This is a genomic window from Streptomyces sp. NPDC048606 (assembly GCF_040650855.1).
GTDB lineage: Bacteria > Actinomycetota > Actinomycetes > Streptomycetales > Streptomycetaceae > Streptomyces.
Genome location: NZ_JBEZIB010000015.1, coordinates 53,997 through 74,743, shown reverse-complemented (window position 1 = coordinate 74,743; position 20,747 = coordinate 53,997). Strand labels below are relative to the sequence as shown.

General features: G+C 74.0%; 18 protein-coding genes. 10 read left to right on the top strand and 8 right to left on the bottom strand.

What is annotated here, in order from left to right:
* Positions 1–16 precede the first annotated feature (16 nt).
* From AB0D01_RS18355 to AB0D01_RS18325, 7 genes are all read left to right on the top strand, one after another.
* Positions 17–463, top strand: a complete 447-nt coding sequence (locus AB0D01_RS18355; RefSeq protein ID WP_363056374.1) for an SgcJ/EcaC family oxidoreductase — start codon at positions 17–19, stop codon at positions 461–463.
* 49 nt (positions 464–512) lie between these two features.
* Positions 513–977, top strand: coding sequence for an SgcJ/EcaC family oxidoreductase (locus AB0D01_RS18350; RefSeq protein WP_363056372.1), 465 nt, complete (start codon positions 513–515; stop codon positions 975–977).
* 28 nt (positions 978–1,005) lie between these two features.
* Positions 1,006–2,064, top strand: a complete 1,059-nt coding sequence (locus AB0D01_RS18345; protein ID WP_363056370.1) for a glucose-1-phosphate thymidylyltransferase — start codon at positions 1,006–1,008, stop codon at positions 2,062–2,064.
* 107 nt (positions 2,065–2,171) lie between these two features.
* Complete coding sequence (locus AB0D01_RS18340) at positions 2,172–2,918, top strand: DUF2306 domain-containing protein (RefSeq protein ID WP_363056368.1); 747 nt, start codon at positions 2,172–2,174, stop codon at positions 2,916–2,918.
* 31 nt (positions 2,919–2,949) lie between these two features.
* Positions 2,950–3,612, top strand: a complete 663-nt coding sequence (locus AB0D01_RS18335) for an alpha/beta hydrolase (protein WP_363056366.1) — start codon at positions 2,950–2,952, stop codon at positions 3,610–3,612.
* A gap of 321 nt (positions 3,613–3,933) precedes the next feature.
* Complete coding sequence (locus AB0D01_RS18330; protein ID WP_363056364.1) at positions 3,934–5,232, top strand: activator-dependent family glycosyltransferase; 1,299 nt, start codon at positions 3,934–3,936, stop codon at positions 5,230–5,232.
* Positions 5,233–5,318: 86 nt separating this feature from the next.
* A complete protein-coding gene (locus tag AB0D01_RS18325) occupies positions 5,319–6,929 on the top strand; it encodes an MFS transporter (protein WP_363056362.1) in 1,611 nt (536 codons plus the stop codon).
* Positions 6,930–7,038: 109 nt separating this feature from the next.
* Here the strand turns inward: AB0D01_RS18325 and AB0D01_RS18320 are convergent, their stop codons facing one another.
* Positions 7,039–7,521 carry an SgcJ/EcaC family oxidoreductase gene (locus tag AB0D01_RS18320; protein WP_363056360.1) on the bottom strand — a complete coding sequence of 161 codons (483 nt, stop codon included), beginning with the start codon at positions 7,519–7,521 and terminating at the stop codon, positions 7,039–7,041.
* A 203-nt stretch (positions 7,522–7,724) separates the two neighbouring features.
* On the opposite strand from AB0D01_RS18320, the gene AB0D01_RS18315 reads away from it, so the two are divergent.
* Entirely contained in the window at positions 7,725–9,308 is a 1,584-nt protein-coding gene (locus AB0D01_RS18315) for a GMC family oxidoreductase N-terminal domain-containing protein (RefSeq protein WP_363056358.1), read from the top strand.
* Positions 9,309–9,404: 96 nt separating this feature from the next.
* Here AB0D01_RS18315 and AB0D01_RS18310 read toward each other — a convergent pair whose 3' ends face one another.
* The 6 genes from AB0D01_RS18310 to AB0D01_RS18285 all read right to left on the bottom strand — a co-directional run bounded on the left by AB0D01_RS18310 (position 9,405) and on the right by AB0D01_RS18285 (position 16,872).
* A complete protein-coding gene (locus tag AB0D01_RS18310; protein WP_363056356.1) occupies positions 9,405–10,571 on the bottom strand; it encodes an aminotransferase class V-fold PLP-dependent enzyme in 1,167 nt (388 codons plus the stop codon).
* Complete coding sequence (locus AB0D01_RS18305) at positions 10,568–12,493, bottom strand: KedN5 family methylcobalamin-dependent radical SAM C-methyltransferase (protein WP_363056354.1); 1,926 nt, start codon at positions 12,491–12,493, stop codon at positions 10,568–10,570. The genes AB0D01_RS18310 and AB0D01_RS18305 overlap by 4 nt, the downstream gene beginning before the upstream one ends.
* Positions 12,494–12,655: 162 nt before the next feature.
* Positions 12,656–13,804, bottom strand: coding sequence for a DegT/DnrJ/EryC1/StrS family aminotransferase (locus AB0D01_RS18300; protein WP_363056352.1), 1,149 nt, complete (start codon positions 13,802–13,804; stop codon positions 12,656–12,658).
* Positions 13,794–14,336 (bottom strand): alkylhydroperoxidase, encoded by a 543-nt coding sequence (locus tag AB0D01_RS18295; RefSeq protein ID WP_363056351.1) that lies wholly within the window; start codon positions 14,334–14,336, stop codon positions 13,794–13,796. Before AB0D01_RS18295 ends, AB0D01_RS18300 begins: the two co-directional genes overlap by 11 nt.
* Positions 14,337–14,347: 11 nt before the next feature.
* Positions 14,348–15,109, bottom strand: a complete 762-nt coding sequence (locus AB0D01_RS18290) for an alpha/beta fold hydrolase (protein WP_363056349.1) — start codon at positions 15,107–15,109, stop codon at positions 14,348–14,350.
* Between the two features lie 710 nt (positions 15,110–15,819).
* Entirely contained in the window at positions 15,820–16,872 is a 1,053-nt protein-coding gene (locus tag AB0D01_RS18285; protein WP_363056347.1) for a beta-ketoacyl synthase N-terminal-like domain-containing protein, read from the bottom strand.
* Between the two features lie 332 nt (positions 16,873–17,204).
* Between AB0D01_RS18285 and AB0D01_RS18280 the strand changes: the two genes are divergently transcribed.
* Positions 17,205–18,446, top strand: a complete 1,242-nt coding sequence (locus tag AB0D01_RS18280) for a helix-turn-helix domain-containing protein (RefSeq protein WP_363056345.1) — start codon at positions 17,205–17,207, stop codon at positions 18,444–18,446.
* A gap of 206 nt (positions 18,447–18,652) precedes the next feature.
* Positions 18,653–19,618 carry a proline dehydrogenase family protein gene (locus AB0D01_RS18275; protein WP_363056343.1) on the top strand — a complete coding sequence of 322 codons (966 nt, stop codon included), beginning with the start codon at positions 18,653–18,655 and terminating at the stop codon, positions 19,616–19,618.
* Here AB0D01_RS18275 and AB0D01_RS18270 read toward each other — a convergent pair.
* On the bottom strand, positions 19,560–20,399 hold the full coding sequence (locus AB0D01_RS18270; RefSeq protein WP_363056341.1) for a 4'-phosphopantetheinyl transferase superfamily protein: 840 nt from the start codon (positions 20,397–20,399) through the stop codon (positions 19,560–19,562). The two genes, AB0D01_RS18275 and AB0D01_RS18270, sit on opposite strands and share 59 nt — an antisense overlap.
* Positions 20,400–20,747 lie beyond the last annotated feature (348 nt).

Genomic DNA, 20,747 nt, shown 5'->3' with positions numbered 1-20,747 from the left:
AGGCGAAGGAGGAATGGTGACCACAGCACTGGACGCCTACTACGGGACGTTCACCAGCGAGAAGGAGAAGGAAGCCCTCGGCGTGCCGCTCAAGCTGGTGGCCGCCTGGGCGAGGAACGACGCCGACGGCGTCGCCGACGTCTTCACCGAGGACGGGGTGCTCATCCTGCCGGGCGACGTGTACAAGACCAGCCGCGAGGAGATACGCGCCTTCATGGCGGCCGCGTACGCCGGCCCGTTCAAGGGCAGCGGCGTCACCGGCCAGCCCGTCGACCTGCGCTTCGTCACCGACGACGTGGCGCTGATCCGCACCCACGGCGGGATCCTGCCCCCCGGCGAGACCGAGATCGACCCGGCCCTCGCCGTCCGCTCCACCTGGACCATCGTCAAGCGCGACGGCGAGTGGCAGCTCACCGCGTACCAGAACAGCCCGCGCGGCGCGGGCGCGACCCTGCGCTGGTGACCGTCGGCCCCCGGCCACAGCCCATCCCCCCGAGAGGCAGGAGACCCCGATGACCGAACGGGCCGCCAAGGCCGCCCTCCTCGTCGAACAGGCGAAGGAGTGGGCCGGCCACTACGGCAGCTTCCCCAACGGCGAGGAAGGAGCCGTCCTCAGCGTGCCGCTGCGCTTCCGCGGGACCTGGGACCGCGGCGACGCCGACGCCCTGGCCGACGTCTTCGCCGACAACGGCAGCCTGCTGCTGGGCGACGACCAGCTCCAGGGCCGCGAGCAGATCCGCACCCGGCTGACCGAGGAGTTCGCGGGCCCCTACCGGGGCACCCGCGTCGTGCACGATCCGGTCTCCGTCCGGTTCATCACCGACGGCGTGGCCGTGGCCGTCACCGAGGGCGGGCTCGTCCGCGCGGAGCAGGACGGGCCGACGCCCGAGGACCAGGTCCGCGCGGTGTGGGTGGTCGTCAAGGACGAAGGCGACTGGAAGCTCTTCTCCTACCAGACCAGCCCCGTCAAGGGCTGACCCACCACGCCCCGCCGGGAGGCACGCTGTGAAAGCACTCGTCCTCGCGGGCGGATCGGGTACGCGCCTTCGCCCGCTCAGCCACTCCATGCCCAAACAGCTCGTGCCCGTCGCCAACAAGCCCGTCCTGGAGTACGTCCTGGAGAACATCCGGGCGGCGGGCGTCGAGGACATCGGCCTGATCGTCGGCCGGTGGGCGGAGGAGTTCGAGCGGGTGCTCGGCGACGGCTCCCGGTTCGGGGCGCGCCTCACCTACATCCGCCAGGACCGCCCGCTCGGCCTGGCCCACTGCGTCCGACTCGCCGGTCCCTTCCTCGGCGACGACGACTTCGTGCTGTACCTCGGTGACATCGTCGTACCCGACGGCATCACCGAGGCGGCCGCGCGGTTCGCGCGGGAACGTCCCGCGGCCCACGTCATGGTCCGCAAGGTGGCGGACCCGCGCGCCTTCGGCGTCGTCGAACTCGACGAGGTCGGGCGGGTCCGGGCCCTGGTCGAAAAACCCCGCCGGCCGCGCAGCGACCTCGCCCTGATGGGCGTGTACTTCTTCACCTCGGCCGTGCACGCGGCGGTCGCGGCGATCGGGCCGGGCGCCCGCGGCGAACTGGAGATCACCGACGCCCTCCAGTGGATGGTCGCCCAGGGCGCCCCGGTCTCGGCCGGCGAGCACGACGGCTACTGGCAGGACACCGGCAGCGCCGACGCGCTCCTCGACTGCAACCGTCGTCTGCTGGGCGCCCTGGAGCCGGCCGTCGACGGCGCGGTCGACGGCCTCAGCGTGCTCGACGGCCCCGTGGTGCTGGGTCCCGGAGCCCGGGTCGTCGCCTCCCGGATCACCGGCCCGGCCGTCATCGGCGCGGGGACCCTCGTCGAGCACAGCCGGATCGGCCCCTACACCTCCGTCGGCCGCGACTGCGTGCTCAGCGGGGCGTACGTCGGCGACTCCATCGTCCTCGACGGCGCGACCGTCGCCGACGTGCCCCGCCTGCACGACTCGATCATCGGCCGCTCGGCGACCGTCGGGCCCGCGGGAGCCCACCACCGCCTGGTGGTCGGCGACCACACCCGCGTCGAGATCGCCGCCTGAACCGACTTGAGCAATCTGGAAGAAGAGCGCGACCGCCGCGCTCACTACCGTGTCGCAGATACGGCACTCAGCCTCCGCTTCCCCAGCCCGCGCAGGAGTGTGCGCCCATGACTCAGACCGATCCGGCCCACGTGACCGACAGACAGGCGCCGGACCCCGTGGGCGCCACCGCCGGCCCGGCGTCCTCCGTTTCCTGGCTGCGCCGGCCCTGGACGCTGCCGCTGGCCCTGGTGATCGCGGCCTTCCTCGTCTACACCTGGCCGCGCTACCTGGGCCTGGATCCGGCCGAGTCGCTGATCCCCGTCAACCCGGGGTTCGCCGGCCATTACGCCTTCCTGGTGGCGCACATCGTGTTCGGGACCGTCGCCATCGTGACGGCGGGCCTCCAGATGTGGCCGTGGCTGCGCCGCGAGCACCCGGCCGTGCACCGCGCGAGCGGGCGCGCGTACGTCATCGGCGGCATGGTGCCGTCCGCGACGCTCTCCCTGGTGATCATGCCCTTCGGCACGCTGACCGGCCTCGGAGCGGTGGGCACCACGCTCTGGGCGGCCCTGTCGCTGGTGGTCACCATCGGCGGGTTCCGCGCGGCGCGCGCCCGCCGCTACGAGACCCACCGGGTACTGATGATCTACAGCTTCGCGCTGTGCATGGGCGTGGTGACGGGCCGGATCTTCTTCAACGCGGTCTGGTACGGAACCGCGCTGATACCCGACTTCAACTACGAACTCCTGCCCATACTGGCCCAGTTGGCCGGGTTCTGGGCGAACTGGATCGTCACCCTCCTGGCCGCACACTGGTGGCTGCGCCGTACCTCCGCCCGCCGGGCGGCGGTCGCGGTGGCGGCCGGGGCCTGAGCACACGCACCAACCGGAAGGACCAATTCACATGACGACCTTCGTGTTGATCCACGGAGCCGAAGACGGCGCCTGGAGCTGGCACCTGGTGGAAGCCGCGCTGCGCGAGCGCGGCCACGACGTGGTCGCCGTAGACCTGCCCAGCGAGGACGAGAGCGCGACCTACAGCGAGTACGCCGACGCCGTCGTCGAGGCCGTCGGCGACCGCACCGACCTCGTCGTGGCGGGCCACTCCCTGGGCGGCTTCACCGCCCCCATCGTGGCCGAGCGCACGGGCGCCGACCTCATCGTCTTCGTGTCCGGGATGATCCCGCGACCCGGCGAGACCCCGAACGAGTGGTGGCAGAACACCGGCCACAACGACCTCGTCTACGAACCCGCCGAAGGCGAGGACGAGAACGCGCAGTTCTACCACGACGTCCCGCCGGAGCTGGCCGCCGAGGCCCTGCGCCGGGCGCGGATCCAGCAGCAGACCCCGATGGACCGGGTCTGGCCGCTGGAGACGTGGCCGTCCATCCCCTCCCGGGTCCTGATCGGCCGTGACGACCGCTTCATGCCCGAGGAGTGGAGCCGCCAGGTCGCCAAGGACCGCCTCGGCATCGAGGCGGACGCCATCGACGGCGGCCACTGCCTGCCGCTCAGCCGCCCGCAGGAGGTCGCGGACGTGCTGGAGGCCTACGCCGCCGAGGTGTAGCCGGATGTGACACCCCGGGAGCCTCCCGGGCCGTGGGGCCGTGCGCACACGCGCACGGCCCCACCGTCGTTCCCGCCCCCGCTCCCGCCCGCCCGCCCCTGCCCGCCGCCGCAGCCCCGCCCACCACCGCCCGCCACCACCGCCCGCCGCCGCGGCCCGCGCCCGTCGCCCGCCCGCGGAAACCGGGCAATCCAGAAGATGCCCGACCCGCCGCCCCGGTGCGACGCTCGACGCCGGCGCTCCTGTCGGCACGCCCCGGCACCCCGGGGGCCGGGCCGTCCGGGCCGGTCGAGGTCGTTCCCGCTACCGGAAGGGACTCCCATGCGTGTCCTGTTCGTCTCCTGCCTGAACAAATCGCAGCTGTACCTCCTGGCCCCACTGGCCTGGTCGATGCAGACCGCGGGGCACGAGGTGCGCGTCGCGAGCCATCCCGACCTCGCCGGTGACATCGCCGGCCTCGGCCTCATGCCCGTGCCCGTCGGTGAACCCGCCGGCCACCTCGGACAGGACCTCGCCGACGCCGAACCCGAGGACGGGCCCACCGTCGAGAGCGCGCCCGCGGGCGCCGCCCCGGGCACTCTGCGCCCCACCTCCCGGCAGAGCGAGTACGGCTGGGACGACCCGTACGCCGAGTACGTCTCCCTGGCCACCGAGTTCTTCCCGCTGCTGTCCCCCGAGTCCACCTTCGACGACCTCGTCGCCTTCTCCCGCCGCTGGCGGCCCGACCTGGTCGTCTGGAACACCCTGTCCTTCGCCGGCCCCGTCGCCGCCCGCGCCTGCGGCGCCGCGCACGCCCGGTTCCTGTGGGGCGTCGACACCCTCGGACAGCTGCACACCGCCGCCGCCCCCGAACTGGCCCACCGCCACGACCCCATGCGGGCCTGGCTGGAGCCGATCCTCAAGCGCCACGGCCACGAGTTCGACGAAGAGATGGTCCTCGGCCAGTGGACCATCGACCCCTCCCCGGACTGGATCCACCACCCCAAGGGCATCCACCACGTCCCGGTGCGCCCCGTCGCCTTCAACGGCCCCGTGCAGTCTCCCGACTGGGTCTACGACCCGCCCGAGCGACGCCGCGTGTGCCTGACCCTCGGCTTCTCCCACCGCGAGTCCCACGGCATAGAGGCCTCGGCGGCCGAACTCCTGGAAGCGGTGGCCGACATCGACGCCGAGGTCGTCGCCACCTTCTCGGGCCGCCAGCTCGACGCGGGCACCACCATCCCCGACAACGTCCGGCTGGTGGACTTCGTCCCGCTCACCACCCTGCTGCCCACCTGCTCGGCGATCGTCCACCACGGCGGACCCGGCACCTTCATCACCGCCGTCGAGCACGGCGTCCCCCAGCTGATCGTCCCCGGCACGTACTGGAGCGAGAAGTGGTGGGCGCCCGTGGCCCACGCCAACGGCCTCCAGGACGAGGGCGCCGGCCTGTACGTCGCGGACTCCGACCAGATCACCGCCGAACTCCTGCGCGCCCAACTGCTGCGCGTCCTCGACGACCCCTCCTTCGCCGCCAACGCCGCCCGGCTGCGCACCCAGCGCCTGGGCACCCCGAGCCCGAACGAGATCGTCCCCCTGCTGGAGCGCCTGACCGCGCGCCACCGCGCCGCCCGCCCCTGAGGTCGCGAGCCCCCGAGGCCGGACGCCCCCCACGGACCAAGCCCCTGTCCGAAGCGACGAAGTGACGTACACCGGGAAGGAAAACCATGGAAACAGCCCCCGAGACCGGAGGCCCCCCGGCCCCCAGGGCCACCCGGAGGGAGTGGATCGGGCTGGCGGTCCTCGCCCTGCCCACCACCCTGCTCGCCCTCGACCTGGGCGTGCTGTACCTGGCGCTGCCGCACCTGAGCGCCGACCTCGACCCCAGCAGCACCCAACAGCTGTGGATCATGGACATCTACGCGTTCATGATCGCGGGGTTCCTCATCACCATGGGCACCCTCGGCGACCGCATCGGCCGCCGCCGCCTCCTGCTGATCGGCGCCGCCGCCTTCGGCGTGGCCTCCGTGCTGGCGGCGTACTCCACCAGCGCCGAGATGCTCATCGTCACCCGCGCCCTGCTGGGCATCGCGGGCGCCACCCTCGGCCCCTCGACGCTGGCCCTGATCAGCAACATGTTCCAGGACGAGAAGCAGCGCGGCATGGCCATCGCGATCTGGATGAGCTGCTTCATGGCCGGAACCGCCGTCGGCCCCGTCATCGGCGGGGCGCTCCTGGAGTACTTCTGGTGGGGCTCGGTGTTCCTGCTGGGCGTACCGGTCATGGTGATCCTGCTCGTGGCGGGCCCCCGGCTGCTGCCCGAGTACCGCGACCCGGAGCCCGGCCGGCTCGACCTCGCCAGCGTCGCGCTGTCCCTGGCGGCCATCCTGCCCGTCATCTACGCCCTCAAGGAGGTGGCCGCGCACGGCGTCTCGGCCACCGCCCTCGCCGCGGGAGCCGTCGGCATCGCGAGCGCGGTCGTGTTCGTGGCCCGGCAGCGCCGGCTCACCACGCCCCTGCTCGACGTCGGCCTCTTCCGCAGCCGCTCCTTCAGCGGGGCCCTGGCCGTCATGCTGATCGGCACCGCCACCCTGGGCGGCGTCGGCCTGTTCGTCACCCAGTACCTCCAGATGGTCGACGGCCTCTCCCCCCTGGCCGCCGGCCCGTGGATGCTGCCCTCGGCCCTGGGCACCGTCGTCGGCGCGATGCTGGCGCCCGCGGTGGCACAGCGGATCGGCACCGGCCAGGTCATCGCGGCCGGCGCGGCCCTCTCGGCCGTCGGCGGCCTGCTCCTGACCCAGGTGGGCAGCGGATCCGGCGCCCTGCCGGTGATCGCCTGCTTCACGCTGATCTTCTTCGGGCTCGGTCCGATGGCGGCGCTCAGCACCGACCTGGTCGTCGGCGCGGCCCCGCCCGAGAAGGCGGGATCGGCCGCCTCGACCTCGGAGACCAGCAGCGAGCTGGGCGTCGCCCTCGGGGTCGCCCTGCTGGGCAGCGTCGGCACGGCCGTCTACCGCGCCGAGGCCGCCGACACCCTGCCGGCCGGGCTGCCCGCCGGGGCCGCCGACGCGGCGCGCGAGTCCCTCGCCGGGGCTTCGGCGGCAGCCGTCGACCTGTCCGAGTCGGTCGCCGCCACCCTCCTGGGCCCGGCCCGCGAGGCCTTCACGAGCGGCCTCAACAGCGTCGCCGGCGCCAGCGCCGCCTCGATGGTGGTGCTGATCGCCCTCGCCTGGGGCCTGCTGCGCTCCCGCGCCGCGGACACCCCGGCCGAAGCCGCCCCGCAGGGCGCGGACGCCCCGGTCGAGGGCGCCCCGGCCCCGGCCGCGCCGGGCGCGTAGCAGGCCGGCGGCACGCCGCGCGAAGGGCCCCGTACGGTCGCCCGGTCCACCGGACCGACCGTACGGGGCCCTTCGCGTCGCCGGACCCCGGTCGCGGGCGCGGTCGTGCTCAGCCGTTGATCGGGCTGCTCTGGTGCGAGAACAGCCGCAGGTCGCCCTCGCCCTCACGGACGATGACCCAGGTGGCCCGGATCCGGCGCTGCGGGGCGACCTCGGTCTCCCCGTCCAGGACGATCCCGCCCTCGGTGACGGCCAGCGCCACGCCGTCGGACAGGAACTTCAGCGACAGCGGGTAGCCGGTCACGTGGGCGCCCTTGTAGATGCCCCGGAACCCCTGCGTCATGTAGGAGCGGATCTCCTCGCGGCTCGTCAGCTGGTCGTCCTGCATCAGCAGACTGCCGTTCTCGGAGAAGCAGTCCGCGAAGACGTCGCCGTCGTTCGCCGCCCAGGCGGCCTGCACCCGCTGGGCCACCGACAGCACCGCCTTCTCGTCGGGGGACGTGAACGAGCGGTAGTAGTCGACGTCCTCCTCCACACCGGCGGCGGCGAGAAGCTCGGCTGCGTTGCCCCAGGACGTGGCGGTCTCGCTCATGCTGGATCTCCTTGTCGTATGCGGGTCGGTTCCGGGCGAACCCCACGCCACATCGTCACACCCGCCGGGGCACCGCACGTCTTCGCGATTGCGCTCTGCCGCACCCGCCAACTCCCTTTCACACCAACCCGTTTGGGCACTCCAGGAGAAGCCGCCCCGAGCCCGCTGCGCGATTCTTGAGCCAAACGTCCGAGGAGGGGTTCATGTACGACTACGTCATCGTCGGCGGCGGCTCGGCAGGCGCGGTGCTCGCGGCCCGGCTCAGCGAGGACCCGCAGGTCAAGGTGTGCCTCGTGGAAGCCGGCCCGGTGGACTCGGCCGAACAGATCCACGTGCCCGCGGCCTTCGCGAAGCTGTTCCGCACCCGGCTCGACTGGGACTACGACACGCATGACGAACCGCACCTGAACCGCCGCCGCCTCTACCTCCCGCGCGGCCGCGTGCTCGGCGGCACCAGCTCCATCAACACCCAGATCTACATCCGGGGCAACCGCGCCGACTACGACGCCTGGGACCAGCCCGGCTGGAGCTACGCGGAACTGCTCCCCTACTTCAAGCGCTCCGAGGACAACGAGCGCGGCGCCGACGCCTACCACGCCACCGGCGGACCCCTCGCCGTCTCCGACGGCCGCGCCGAGAACCCCATGTCCACCGCCTTCGTCGAGGCGGCCGTCGAGGCCGGGTACACGGCCAACGACGACTTCAACGGGGCCTCCCAGGAGGGCTTCGGCGCCTTCCAGCTCAACCAGCGCGACGGCCGCCGCGCCAGCACCGCGACCGCCTTCCTCCACCCGGTCCTCGACCGACCCAACCTCACCGTCGAGACCAACCTCCAGGTGCACCGGGTCGTCATCGAGGACGGCCGCGCCACCGGCGTCGTCGGCCACCGCCTCGACGAACTGATCACCCTGCGCGCCGAACGCGAGGTCGTCCTCTCCGCGGGCACCTACAACTCCCCGCAGCTCCTCCAGCTCTCCGGCATCGGCCCCGCCGCCCTGCTCGGCGCCCTCGGCATCCCGGTCGTCCTCGACCAGCCGCTGGTCGGCCAGAACCTCCAGGACCACGTCCTGATCCCGCTGGTCTACCCGCACGAGCACCCGATCAGCATGCTCGCCGCCGGCACCCCCGAGAACTTCCAGCGCTTCCTCTCCGAAGGCCGCGGACCGCTCACCTCCAACGGCCCCGAGGTCGGCGGCTTCGTCCGCACCGACGCCTCCCTCGACGCCCCCGACGTCGAATACCTCGCCGCCCCCGTCATGTTCACCGACGGCGGCCTCGGCGTGCCCACCGCCCACGCCTTCACCTTCGGGCCCTCCCTGCTGACCCCGCGCAGCCGCGGATCGGTCGGCCTCGCCTCCGAGGACCCCACCGCCAAGCCGCGGATCCAGCACAACTACTTCGCCGACGAGGCCGACCTCGACACGGCCGTGGCCGCCCTGCGCATCGCCCTCGACATCGCCGACCAGAAGGCCCTGCGGCCCTACACCGCCACCCCGTACCTGCCGCCCGCCTCGGCCTCCGACGCCGACCTGCGCGCCTACGCCCTGCGGGTCACGCACTCCATCTTCCACCCCACCTCCACCTGCGCCATCGGCTCCGTCGTCGACGCCGAGCTGAAGGTCCTCGGCATCGAGGGACTGCGCGTGGTCGACGCCTCCGTCATGCCGAACGTGGTCCGCGGCAACACCAACGCGCCCACCATCGCCATCGCCGAGAAGGCCGCCGACCTCATCCGGGGCCGGCGCGCCCCGGCCGACACCGCGCGGACCGACGCCGCCGCGGCCTGAGGCCACACACGAAGGGGGCGGGCCGGCGGTTCGACCGCCGGCCCGCCCCCTTCGCGTTCCGCCCTCCTCGTGCCCCGCGGCCGAAGCCCGCCGCGCTCAGCGTCCGCCGCGCTCGCGGTACGCGCGGATCTGCGCGCACACCAGGTCCACGTCGTCCTCGTTGTTGAAGTGGTGGAACGAGATCCGCGCGAAGGCCCCGCGCGGGGCGATCCGCACGTCCCGCGACACCAGCCACGCCGACAACGCCTGCGGATCCGGATCGCACAACGCCAGGTGCGCGCCCCGGTCCCGCGGGTCCGAGGGACCGGCCAGCGTCTCGCCCGCCTCCGTCAGCAGGGCGGCGGCCCGCGCCGTCAACCCCGCCACGTGCCGCCGTACACGGGCCGGATCCGCCCGCTCCAGCAGCCGCAGCGCCGCCGCCGCCGCGTACGCGGCGGGCACCGCGTGGTTGCCGGTCTCCAGCCGCCGCGCCCCGTCCGCGAAGTCGAGGGTGTACGGGTCGAAGGCGTCCGGGTCCACCCGCCCGAACCACCCGGTCAGCAACGGCTCCCGCTCGTCGGCCAGCCCCGGGCGCACGTACAGGAACGCCAACCCGGGCACCCCCAGCATGTACTTCTGGGAGCCCGTCACCAGGTAGTCCACGTCCCACGCGGCCACGTCCACCGGCTCCACCCCCACCGACTGGTAGGCGTCGACGAAGACCCGCGCGCCGGACGCGTGCGCCAGCGCCGCGATCCGCGCCACCGGCAGCCGCACCCCCCGCAGGAACGTGGTCGAGGGCAGGAACACCAGCGAGGTCCGCTCGTCGATCGCCTCCGCGTACCCCCGCACCACCTCCTCCGGCTCGCCCGCCGGCACGAACACCACCTCGGCGCCCAACCGGCGCTGCGCCAGGGCCACGTGCGCGATCGTCGGGAAGTCCTCCGCCGACACCACCAGCCGCGGCCGGCGGACCAGGTCCGCCGTGCACACCGCCAGGTACGCGCCCTGCGTCGCGTGGGGCACCACCGCCACGTCGGCCGGCTTCGCCCCGAGGAGACCCGCGAGGCGAGCGCGCGCGTCGTCGATCTCCACCTCCCACTCCGGCCACGGGGACGCGGTGCGGTACATCGCCCCGAACACGGCGCGCAGCGACTCCTCGACGTCCGTCGAGGGCGCCCCCAGACTGCACGACGACAGGTGCGTGAGCCGGCGCAGCACCGGGAAGCGCTCCCGGAACGCCGCCGGGTCCAGCGACCCCGGCCCCGCGTCGGGCGCGCTCACGAGCACCCGCCGTGGTCGCTCACCAGCTCCGACGTGGCGGCGGGGGTGTCCAGGGCCGCGGCGTTGGCGAGCGCCTCCTCCTTCGACATCCCCATGTAGTGGATGATCACCTCGTGGTTGGTCGAGGTCACCGCGTTGTGCGAACCCGTCCGGTAGTACAGGTCCAGGGACGTCGGCGACGGACGCAGGTCGGCCTCCCGGTCCGCGCGCAGCGCCGCGACGATCGCCGGCACGTCGTACTCCAGCTTCACGTCCTCGCGCACGTGGTACCCCTCGCCCCGCAGGGACACCACCGGCAGCGCGTCCTCCGGCGGCACCGGCAGGTCCGGGTCGTGGTACACGGGGTGCGTCAGCAGGTCGAAGCGGAAGATCTCGTCCACCACCGGGGCCACCTCCGCGGGCAGCTTCGGCCGGATCTCCGAGGCCCACCAGCGCAGCAGCAGTTCGCGCGAGTCCGCGTCGGTGTAGAAGAGGGTCACGCCCTGGGCGATGTCCCCCGTACCGCCGATCGCGCTCGCCATCGCGGCCCGCAGCGGCTCGGCCGCCGGGTCGCCCGACTCCTCGATGTAGGAGCCGATGCTGCGCAGCGCCTCCGACTGGGTGATGCCGCCCAACTCGCGCAGCCCCACCCACGTCGAGCGCAGCACGCACATCTCGGCGACCACGCGCGCCCAATACAGGAACCGCTGCATCTGCTGGTTCTGGGCGAAGGTGACGGTGTTGTTCGCCAGCATGTACTCGAAGTCGTCGTTGTCACCGCGCACCGAGATGATCCCGTACCGGGACTTCTGCTCCGTGTAGTCGGTGTTGGGCAGCATCAGCATCGGGTAGCAGGCGATGCGCGACACCCGGCGCGAGAGCTTGTCGTAGCCCTCCATGAAGGACTCCACCGTCTCGCCCGGGGCTCCCCAGATCAGCTCCGCGTACAGGTCGAGCCCCTCCTTGCCCAGCCACTCGGCGAGGTCCTCCCACGCGTTGACCTTCATGTTCTTGCGGTTCATGAGGTTCAGCGTGTTGTCGTCGAGGGTCTGCAACGCCAGCGTGAACGAGCTGCGCATGCCGGCCTTCTTCATCTTGCTGACGATCTCGAAGAACGACTTGGACTTGTTCTTCGCCCAGGAGGTCTCCAGCGCGCGCGGGAAGCCGTACTGCTCGCGCAGCTCGATCAGGTCGTCCATGAAGTCGACGTCGCTGCGCAGCAGCCCGAAGTTCGCGTCGCACAGGACGATCGTGTGGACCTGGTGCTTGGCGAACAGCTCCAGTTCCTCGCGGAGCCGGTCCCGGGAGAACGCCCGGACCTTCTGCCCGATCGCCCCGCCCCAGTAGCAGAAGGCGCATTTGTAGGGGCATCCGCGATTCGTCTCCATGATGGCGACGTCATAGCGGAAATCGCCCTTCTCGTCCGTGAGCTCCAGGGCTCCGGTCAGGAAGGGCGACGGAATGTCGTCCAGGTTCTCGATCCGCGCCCGATCCTCGTTCTTCACCGGAAGACCCTCGGGACTCTGATAGGTCAGACCGGTGATCGAACCGAGTTCGCGCGGAGAGGTCCCGTCGAGCCGGGCGGACAGGATGTCCCGGAATACGAACTCGCCCTCGCCGTTCACCACGACGTCGACTTCCGGGAACATCCGGAACACCCGGCTGCCCTGGTGCGCCACGTGCGTGCCGCCCATCACCACCCAGCCGTCGGGGTTGAGCTGCTTGAACGTCTCCGCCAGGGAGCCGAAGGTCCGGAAGTTCCAGCCGAGCACGGAGAACGCCAGCACGTCCGGAACACCGTCCCGGAACATTTCGTTCGCCATGCTGGAGAGGGTCTTTCCGCCCCGGTAGTTCAGGATCTTTATCTCGGCTTCCCTGGCTATCCGCTCATCGGCCAGGGCCGTGGATTTCATGTACCCCATGGCGAGCGGCATGGATTCCATGGGAGAATCCCAGACGCTCTGCTGAACCAGGTAAACCAGGGCTTTCTCACGCGGCATCGTCAGGACTCCCTTGATTCTGCTCTCCGGCAGCGGTTCGATTGCTCAAGGGTGGCCGTGGCGTGGTGAGCGGAACATCTTCGAGGATGCGCAAACGCCTCCCCGTCAGCCCGTCCGGGTAAAGGCTTTCTCAAGCGCGGTGACGACGTGGTCGACCTGTCCCGCGGACAGGTGCGGCCCGATCGGCAGGCTCAGCACCTCGTCGGCCAGCCGCTCGGACAGCGGGAAGGAGCCGACCGGCAGGCCGGCGTCGGCGTACGCGCCCGAACGGTGCACCGGCACCGGATAGTGGATCAGCGTCTCGACCCCGGCCTCGGCCAGCAGCCGCCGCACCTCCTCCCGCCGCGCGCAGCGCACGACGAACAGGTGCCACACCGGATCCGCCCAGGAGGCGGGTCGGGGCGGTTCCACCCCGGACAACCCCTCGAAGGCGTCCAGGTACCGCCGCGCCACCGCCGCCCGGCGCGCGTTCCACTCGTCGAGGACGGTCAGCTTCACGCGCAGGACGGCCGCCTGGAGCTCGTCCAGGCGGGAGTTGGTGCCCCGGACCTCGTGCCGGTACTTCACCTCGCTGCCGTAGTTGCGCAGCAGCCGGATCCGGCGGGCCAGGTCCCCGTCCGAGGTGACCACCGCCCCCGCGTCCCCGACCGCCCCCAGGTTCTTGCCCGGGTAGAGGCTGAAGGCCGCCGTCGAGTCACCCGAGCCCACGCGGCTCCCGTACGCCAGGGCGCCGGGCGCCTGCGCCGCGTCCTCCACCACGGCCAGCCCGTACCGCCGGGCGAGGGCGCGCAGGGCCCGCAGGTCGGCCGGATGCCCGTAGAGGTGCACCGGCAGGACCGCCCGGGTCCGGGACGTGACGGCGTCCGCGACCCGGTCGGCGTCCAGGGTGAAGGTGTGCGCGTCGACCTCGACCGGTACCGGCCGGGCCCCGGTGGCGGAAACCGCGAGCCAGGTCGCCACGAAGGTGTGGGCCGGCACGATGACCTCGTCGCCCGCCCCGATCCCCAGACCGCGCAGGACCAGCTCCAGCGCGGAGCCGCCGTCGGCCACCGAGACGCAGTGCGCGCCGCCGCACCAGGCCGCGAACTCCTCCTCGAACGCCTCCACCTCGGGCCCCAGGACGAAGCGGCCCGAGCCCAACACCCGGGCCCAGGCCGCGTCGAGGCCGTCACGCAGTTCCGCGTAGGGCGCCCGCAGGTCCAGGAAGGGGACCGGCGGCTCCCCCGCGGCGGTCCGTTCCGGCTCAGCGATCACCGAGATAGCCCCGACTGACGATCCTGCGGGCCGACTCGCAGTAGTAGCCCTCGCTGTCGGGGAGCTTGGTCGCCAGGCCGTCGACGTACCGGTTGAACATGCAGAACGCGGCCGCGATCAACACGGTGTCGTGGATGTCGGCGTCGTTCGCCCCCTCGGCGCGGGCCGCCTCCACCGCCGCGTCGCTCACCGGGCCCACCTGTCCCCGCACCTCGGCGGCGATGCGCAGCAGCGCGCGGATCCTGGCGCCTATGGGGGCCGTGTCGGGGTCGGCGAGCACGGCCTTGACGAGCTCCTGACCGCCGGGCAGTTGGGCGGCGGCGAAGGCGCGGTGCGAGTCGGAGCAGAAGCGGGTGCCGTTGAGCTCGGAGACGTACGCGGCGATCAGCTCCCGGTCGCCGCAGCCGAGCGACGGCGTCGACACCCGCAGCAGCGCGTTGGCCAGGGCGCCGAGCGGCCCGGCGGTGTCCGGTCGCTGGGTGAGCAGGCCGCTGATGCCGGGCAGGTCGTTGTCCAGGGAGATGTGGGGCATGGTGGTTCCCTTCAGGAGCGGTGCGGCGCGCCGGCGCCGGCGGGCACGGGCGTCGGCGCGGACTGGGTCGCGAACAGCCGCAGCGGAGGGTGCGCGTTGAGGTAGAGGCGGCCGCCCGGCACGGTATACCCCCGGTGTCCGCGACGGGTCAACAGGGCCCAGGAGGCGGTGTCCCGCGCGGTGACGTGCGGATCGCCCACCCCGACCACCGTGGTCACCGGGCAGTCGAGCGGCGGCCCCTGCCGGTACACGTAGCCGTCCAGCATCCGGTGGTCCGCGGTGACGTACGGCATGACCATCCGGCGCAGCGCCGGGTCGAGGAGCCCGCCCCCGTCACGCCCGCCGATCTCCACCAGGGCGGCGGCGACGGCGTCGTGTCCGTGCTGGGTACGGCTCGCGCCGAGTCCCGTACGGGTCTGCGGGGCGTGCGCCCCGGAGGCGAACAGGTGGCCCGCCGGTGTGCCGGCCCGCTGGAGCCGCCGGGCGGTCTCGAAGGCCACCCAGGCGCCGAGGCTGTGTCCGAACAGGGCGACCGGACGGTCCGTCAGCGGCGCGACGGCGCGGGCGATCTCGGCCGCCAGCCGGTGCACGTCGGTCGGGCAGGGTTCGTTCGACCGGGGTCCGCGCCCCGGATAGCGCACCGCGTACACCTCGGTGCCGGTGAGGCCCTCGCCCCACGTGTCGAAGAGGCGGGCCGAACCCCCTTCGTGGGGGAAACAGACCAGCCGCCATCCCGCGCCGGGGCGGGGGGTCGTGCGCTCCAGCCATCTCATGGGGGGCGTGGGCGCCGACCGATCAGGGCCAGCCGATGTCGTCGGGCCCGTGGGCGACGGCGGCGGCGGTGAGGCGGGCAACGCGAAGGACGGTACGCATGGCGTCTCCTCGGTGAGTCGGACTCGGCGGGAGTCGCGGAGTTCGCGACGGCCAGGAACCTAGTGGAGCCGGCAGAGGTTGGCAATGAATTGCCAGACTTTGGCAACTTGGTGCACCGGCGGTGGAGCGGCCTTGCGCGCGGGCGCGTGAAGGGGCGTACGGGAGGTGCGGACGGGCCCTCGGGCGGCCCGCCGGGCGGACCGCCGGGCGGACCGTCGGGCGGTGCGTCGGGCGGTCCGTCGGGCGGTCCGCGGCGCCGGTCGCGGCCGGTCGGGGGCGGTCGGCGGGCCGCCGTGCGGTTCGTGCGGGGCCACGGCAGGCGCGGTGGGCGCGGCGGGGCACGGGCGAAGCCCGGACGCGGCGGGCGCGACCGGGCGGGCGGGCCGTGCGGGCCGTCGTGCGGCGGCGCGGTGGGCGCGGCGGGCATGGCGAAGCCCGGACGCGGCGGGGCGCGACCGGGCGGGTGGAGCGGGGGGAGCCGGGTGGGGCGTGCCGGGTGTCGGGGGCGGCCGGGCGGGCGACCCCGGGCAGGCGCCCCCAGGCGGGCGGCCCCGGCAAGGTGAGCCGGTGTCAGGGGCGCGTCACGGCCGGCGGCGGGGCGGCGGCCGGGTCAGGCGGCGCCCTCCACCCGTCCCGGACGGCGGGCGCGCAGGGCCCGTACGAGCGCGACCTGGTCGCCGAGGTTGCGGCGGGACAGCTCGGGCGCCGTCACCTCCACCCCGAACTCGCGGGAGATCCGGCGGGCCAGCCGCGTCACGAGCAGGGAGTCCCCGCCGCGCGCGAAGAAGTCGGAGTGGTCGGTGAGCCCGCCCTGCAGGCGCAGCAGTTCGCACCAGGCGCCGACCACGAACGCGCGCACCCCGCACCCGTCCGGCTCCTGCGGCGGCAGCTCCCGTACGCGGGCCTCGGCCCGGGTGCGGGCCGCCGCGCGCAGCGGAGCGAGGTCCACCGGCCGGGCCGCCGTCCAGGGCGCGCCGTCGACCCGGTGGTGCGAGGGCCGGGGCGCGGGGGCCAGGACGACGTGGGCGCGGGCGTCCCCCACCCGCGCGGGCGCCGGTCGCCCGGCCCCCGGCCCGCGCATCAGCAACAGGGCGTCGACCAGCGGGGCCAGCCCGACGGTGTCCGCGCCCGGCCCGCCGGCGCGGTCCGCCCCCGGGGCCACGGCCGCGTCGAGGATCAGCCCGTACGGGCGCGGGGAGCGGGCCGGCAGCTCGTCCAGCCGGCGCAGCACCAGGCAGGCGGCCCCCGACTCCGCCGCGCCCCGCCCGGCGTCCCGTCCGCCGGATCCGTGCCCCGCGACGACCACGCACAGGTCGCACTCCCCGGCCCGCAGCGCCTCGACCGCGGCCCGTACGGTGACCAGCGCCGAACCGTGGGCGGCGGGGAAGTCCCGCACGGGGCCGGTCAGTCCGAGCCGGTGGGCGATCCGTCGGGCCGCGTGCCCGGGGCCGACGGCCCCCGCCGCGTACACCCCCGTGGAGGCGGCCTCCGCGTACGGTTCGGGGCCGGTGTCGCCCAGCGCCCGGCGCACGGCCTCCAGCATCAGGCGGTGGCGCGGGCCGGCCGTGTGCGGGGCCCGCCAGCGGACGGGGAAGTCGCCGCTGCCGGGCAACCGGGCGGCCATGCCGGTGACGGCGATGTCCTGGGAACGGTCGCGGGTCATGTACGCCGCCTCCTGTTGGCATCGGCGACGGGCGGTCCCGCGGCGCCGGCTCTGGTCTGTCAAGCAAAAGTAGGACAACCGCAGCCGACATGGCAATGAGTTGCCAAGGATGCTGCCTGTCAACTCGCCACCCAGGCACGCCCGTTCTGACCGATCGTGCCAGCTCGAAGGCGGAGTGGCGGAGGGAATTCCTTGCCAGAATCCAACGGGCTTCGCTACCCTTTGGCACATGTGGGTGGAAGCCTGTGGCACAGATGCGGCAAGATGGTGAGACTCTGAACACCCCGGTACGCCGATCCCAGCCGTTCGTCGAGACCGTTGAGGGCAAACACGTGTTGGAGCAGCCAGCCTTCGGGCGCCGTCTCAGGCAACTGCGGACCGAGCGCGGCCTCGCGCAGTCCGCCGTGGCCGGGGAGGGCATGTCGGCGGGCTACCTGTCCCGCCTGGAATCGGGGGCCCGGCAGCCGACGGAGCGCGCCGTGGCCTACCTGGCCGAGCGGCTCGGCGTCAGCCCGGCCGAATTCGAGGAGTCCAGGGCGGGATCGCTGGTCCAGAGCCTGACCATCGCCGCCTCCCTCGACTCCGACGAGACCGGCGAACTGCTCGCCGAGGCCCTCAAGTCCGCGCAGGAACAGGATCCCCTGCTGCGCTGGCAGAGCCTGTGGCTGCTGGCCCAGTGGAAGCGCCGCCGCGGCGAACTGGACCGGGAGCGCGCCTACCTCGACGAACTCGTCGGCCTCGGCGACGAGACCGGGCTCACCGAGCTGCGCGCGCGCGGCCTGACCCAGCTCGCCCGGTGCATGCGCGCCTCGGGCGAGATCACCGCGGCCATCGAGGCCTCCGCCACCGCCCACCGGCTCGCCCGGGACGGCGGGCTGTCGCGCCAGGACATGGCGACGGCCCTGCTGGTCCTCGTGTCGGTCGAGGCCGAGGCGGGCCGGCTGCCCGAGGCCCGCGCCCACGCCGACGAGCTGACCGCCCTGGTCGAGGGCCAGTCCGACGCCCAGTGGGCCGAGGCGATGTGGACCGCCGCCGCGGTCCGGGTCCGCCAGGGGGAGTTCGCCGCCGCGCAGGACCTCCTGGAAAGCGCCCTCCAGGGCTACAGCGGCCGGGAGAACCTGACCCTGTGGTTGCGGCTGCGCGTCGCCGCCGCCCGGTTGCACCTGCAGAAGTTCCCGCCGGAGCCGGACGTGGCCCAGCAGTACGTCGAGGCCGCCCAGAGCGGGCTGCCCTTCGCCGGCACGCCCGCCCTCGAACAGGAGCTCATGGCCCTCGGCGCCGAACTGGCCTTCCTGGAGGGCCGGGTCCTGGACGCCAGGGCCCTGCTGGACCGACTGGGCCGCGCCGAGTCGCGCATGACCTACCGGGACCGGGTGCGCGTGGAGGTCCTCGGCTGCCGGCTGCTCATGCTGGAGGGGGCCGAGGAGGAGGGCCTGACGGGACTTCAGGACCTCGCCGCGCGGGCGCAGGAGGCCGGCAGCGTCGACCTCGCGGCCGACATCTGGCGCCTCACCGCCGAATCCCTGGTCCGGGCGCGCGCCGCCACCGGACCGGCGGGGGCCCGGGGGGCCTGAGCGGCCCGGACACCGCAGCGCCGTCCACCACCGCCGTTCGCGGGGGAGCCGAACAGGCCCCCGCGGGCGGCGGTTTCACGTTGTCGACATTGCCAACGCGATGACGTATGAGGCAAGATGTTGCCAGGCTATGGCAACGAATTGCCTTGAGGGTCGGAACCGTGTCCGCCCGGGGTCACACACGAGAAGGCCGAGGTGCCGCCGTGATGCAGGAGCTCTCCCAGCGCGCACTGTACGAGGCGGCGGCCGAGGGCCTGCGCGTGCTCGCCGCCGACCCCCGCTGCCTCGCCGCGGCCGGCAACCCGGGCTCGGCCCTGCGCGAGATCCTCGCCCCCGCCGCCCTGCGCTACGTACTGGCCCCCGGCCGCGAGGAGTTCCTCCAGGCCCTGTCCGTACTGCGCGCCAAGGGCTACGCCGTCACCGCCGAGTTCGTCGGGGAGGCCGGCGCCGGCGCCGCGCACGGCGAGAGGACCGCCGAGGAGTACCTCGCCCTCCTCGGCCGGCAACCCGCTCCCGAACGCCTCGGCGTCGACCTCTTCCGACTCGGCCTGGCCACCTCCCGCGCCGGCGCCGTACGCCGCGCCGCCCGCATCCTCGCCGCCGCCGAGGAACGGGGCGGCGAGGTCGTCCTCGGCATGGACCGCTCACCCACCGTCGACGCCGTCCTCGGCGTCCACCGCCAACTCGCCGACCGGTACGCCAACCTGGGCCTCACCCTCCAGGCCCACCTGCACCGCACCGAGGAGGACATCCGACGCGTGGCCCGACCCGGCCGGATGATCCGCCTGGTCAAGGGAGAGTTCCGCGAGCCCCCCGAGGTGGCGCTCGGACGGGGCCCCGCCCTGGACGACCGCTACCTCGACCTCGCCCGCCGCCTCGTCGACCGGGGCGTGCGCCTCAGCCTGGCCACGCAGGACCCCGACCTGCTCGCCGAGGCGGTCCGCGCCGGCCTCGTCGGACGGGACACCGAGATCGAGATGCTGCACGGCGTCCGGCCGGAACTGCTGCGCCACCACCGCGAGGCGGGCCGCCCCTGCCGCATCCACGCCGCCTACGGCACCGACTGGCTGCCCCACCTGCTGCGCCGCCTCGCCGAACACCCGCCGATGGTGCTCACCGCCCTGTCCGACCTGGGCTCCCGGCGCGCGCAGCCCGCCGGGACGGGCTACTGACCCCCGTCCGCCCCGCCACCGCCCCGGGGCCGCGCTCCCCGGGGCCGCCCGCCACCGCCCCGGGGCCGCGCTCCCCGGGGCCGCCCGCCCCCGGGCCGGCCGGCTCCCGCACCGCGAGCGCCGCCGCGTACCCCGCCGGGACGATCACGTCCTCGACCCGCCAACCCGTCGGCCCGGCCGCCGGAACGGGACCCGTACCGAGGTAGTCCAACGCGGTCGAACGGGCCAGACCGGTGCCCAGCCCCTTGAGGTAGGCCTCCTTGCGCACCCAGGCCCGGGCGAACGCGTCCATCCGCGAGGCCGCGTCACAGCGCGCGAGCTCCGCCTCCTCGCGCGGGTGCAGGACCCCCCGCACCTCCTCGGCGACCTCCGCGCCACTGCCCGTGGCCTGCACGTCCACCCCGACCGGCGAGGCGGCGAACGCCAACAGCGCCAGGTCTCCGCTGTGCGACAGGGAGAAGTGCAGCCCGGCGCCCGCCACCGCGGGCCGGCCGTGCGGTTCCCCGCAGCACGGGCACGGCTCGCGCACCAGGCGCACCCGCTCCGGCGCCAGCCCCAGGTACGCGCCGAGCAGCACGCGCAGCGCCACGTGCGCGGCGATGTAGCACCGCCGGTCGGCGTACCGGTGCAGCGAGGCCGCCCGCCGGCGCTCCCGCGCGTCCAGCACCCGCGCCGGCGAGTGGTCCGCGCGCGGCGGGCGCGAGGCGTCGGCCAACCACACGTGCGCGCCGCCCGTCGGCCGCTCCAACGGACCGACGGCCTGGCCCGGTGCGAGGGGCACCGGCCGGCGCGGACGCCCCGACGCCGCTCCCCGTCGAGCCCCCCGCTCAGCGCGGGACATGGCCCCGGCCCGCCGGACGCGGTGCCGCCGGCCGACAGGGAGCGGGACGGATGCCCGTCGGGCGGGAGGGAGAAGGACGCGAGGGGGAAGGACGCGAGGGAGCGGGACGGTCCGCGCGACGTGCGGAACTGATCGGCATCGGGTTCCTCCTGGAAGGGTGACCCCGTCCGGGCCGGCCCGGGCCGGACGGGGCGCGACGCGGGCGCGACCTGGGCCGGGCGCCCCGGTCAGGCGTTCCGCGCCACCGCGCGGCGCGGGGCCCCGGCCCGGTCGGCGCACGCGTCGGGG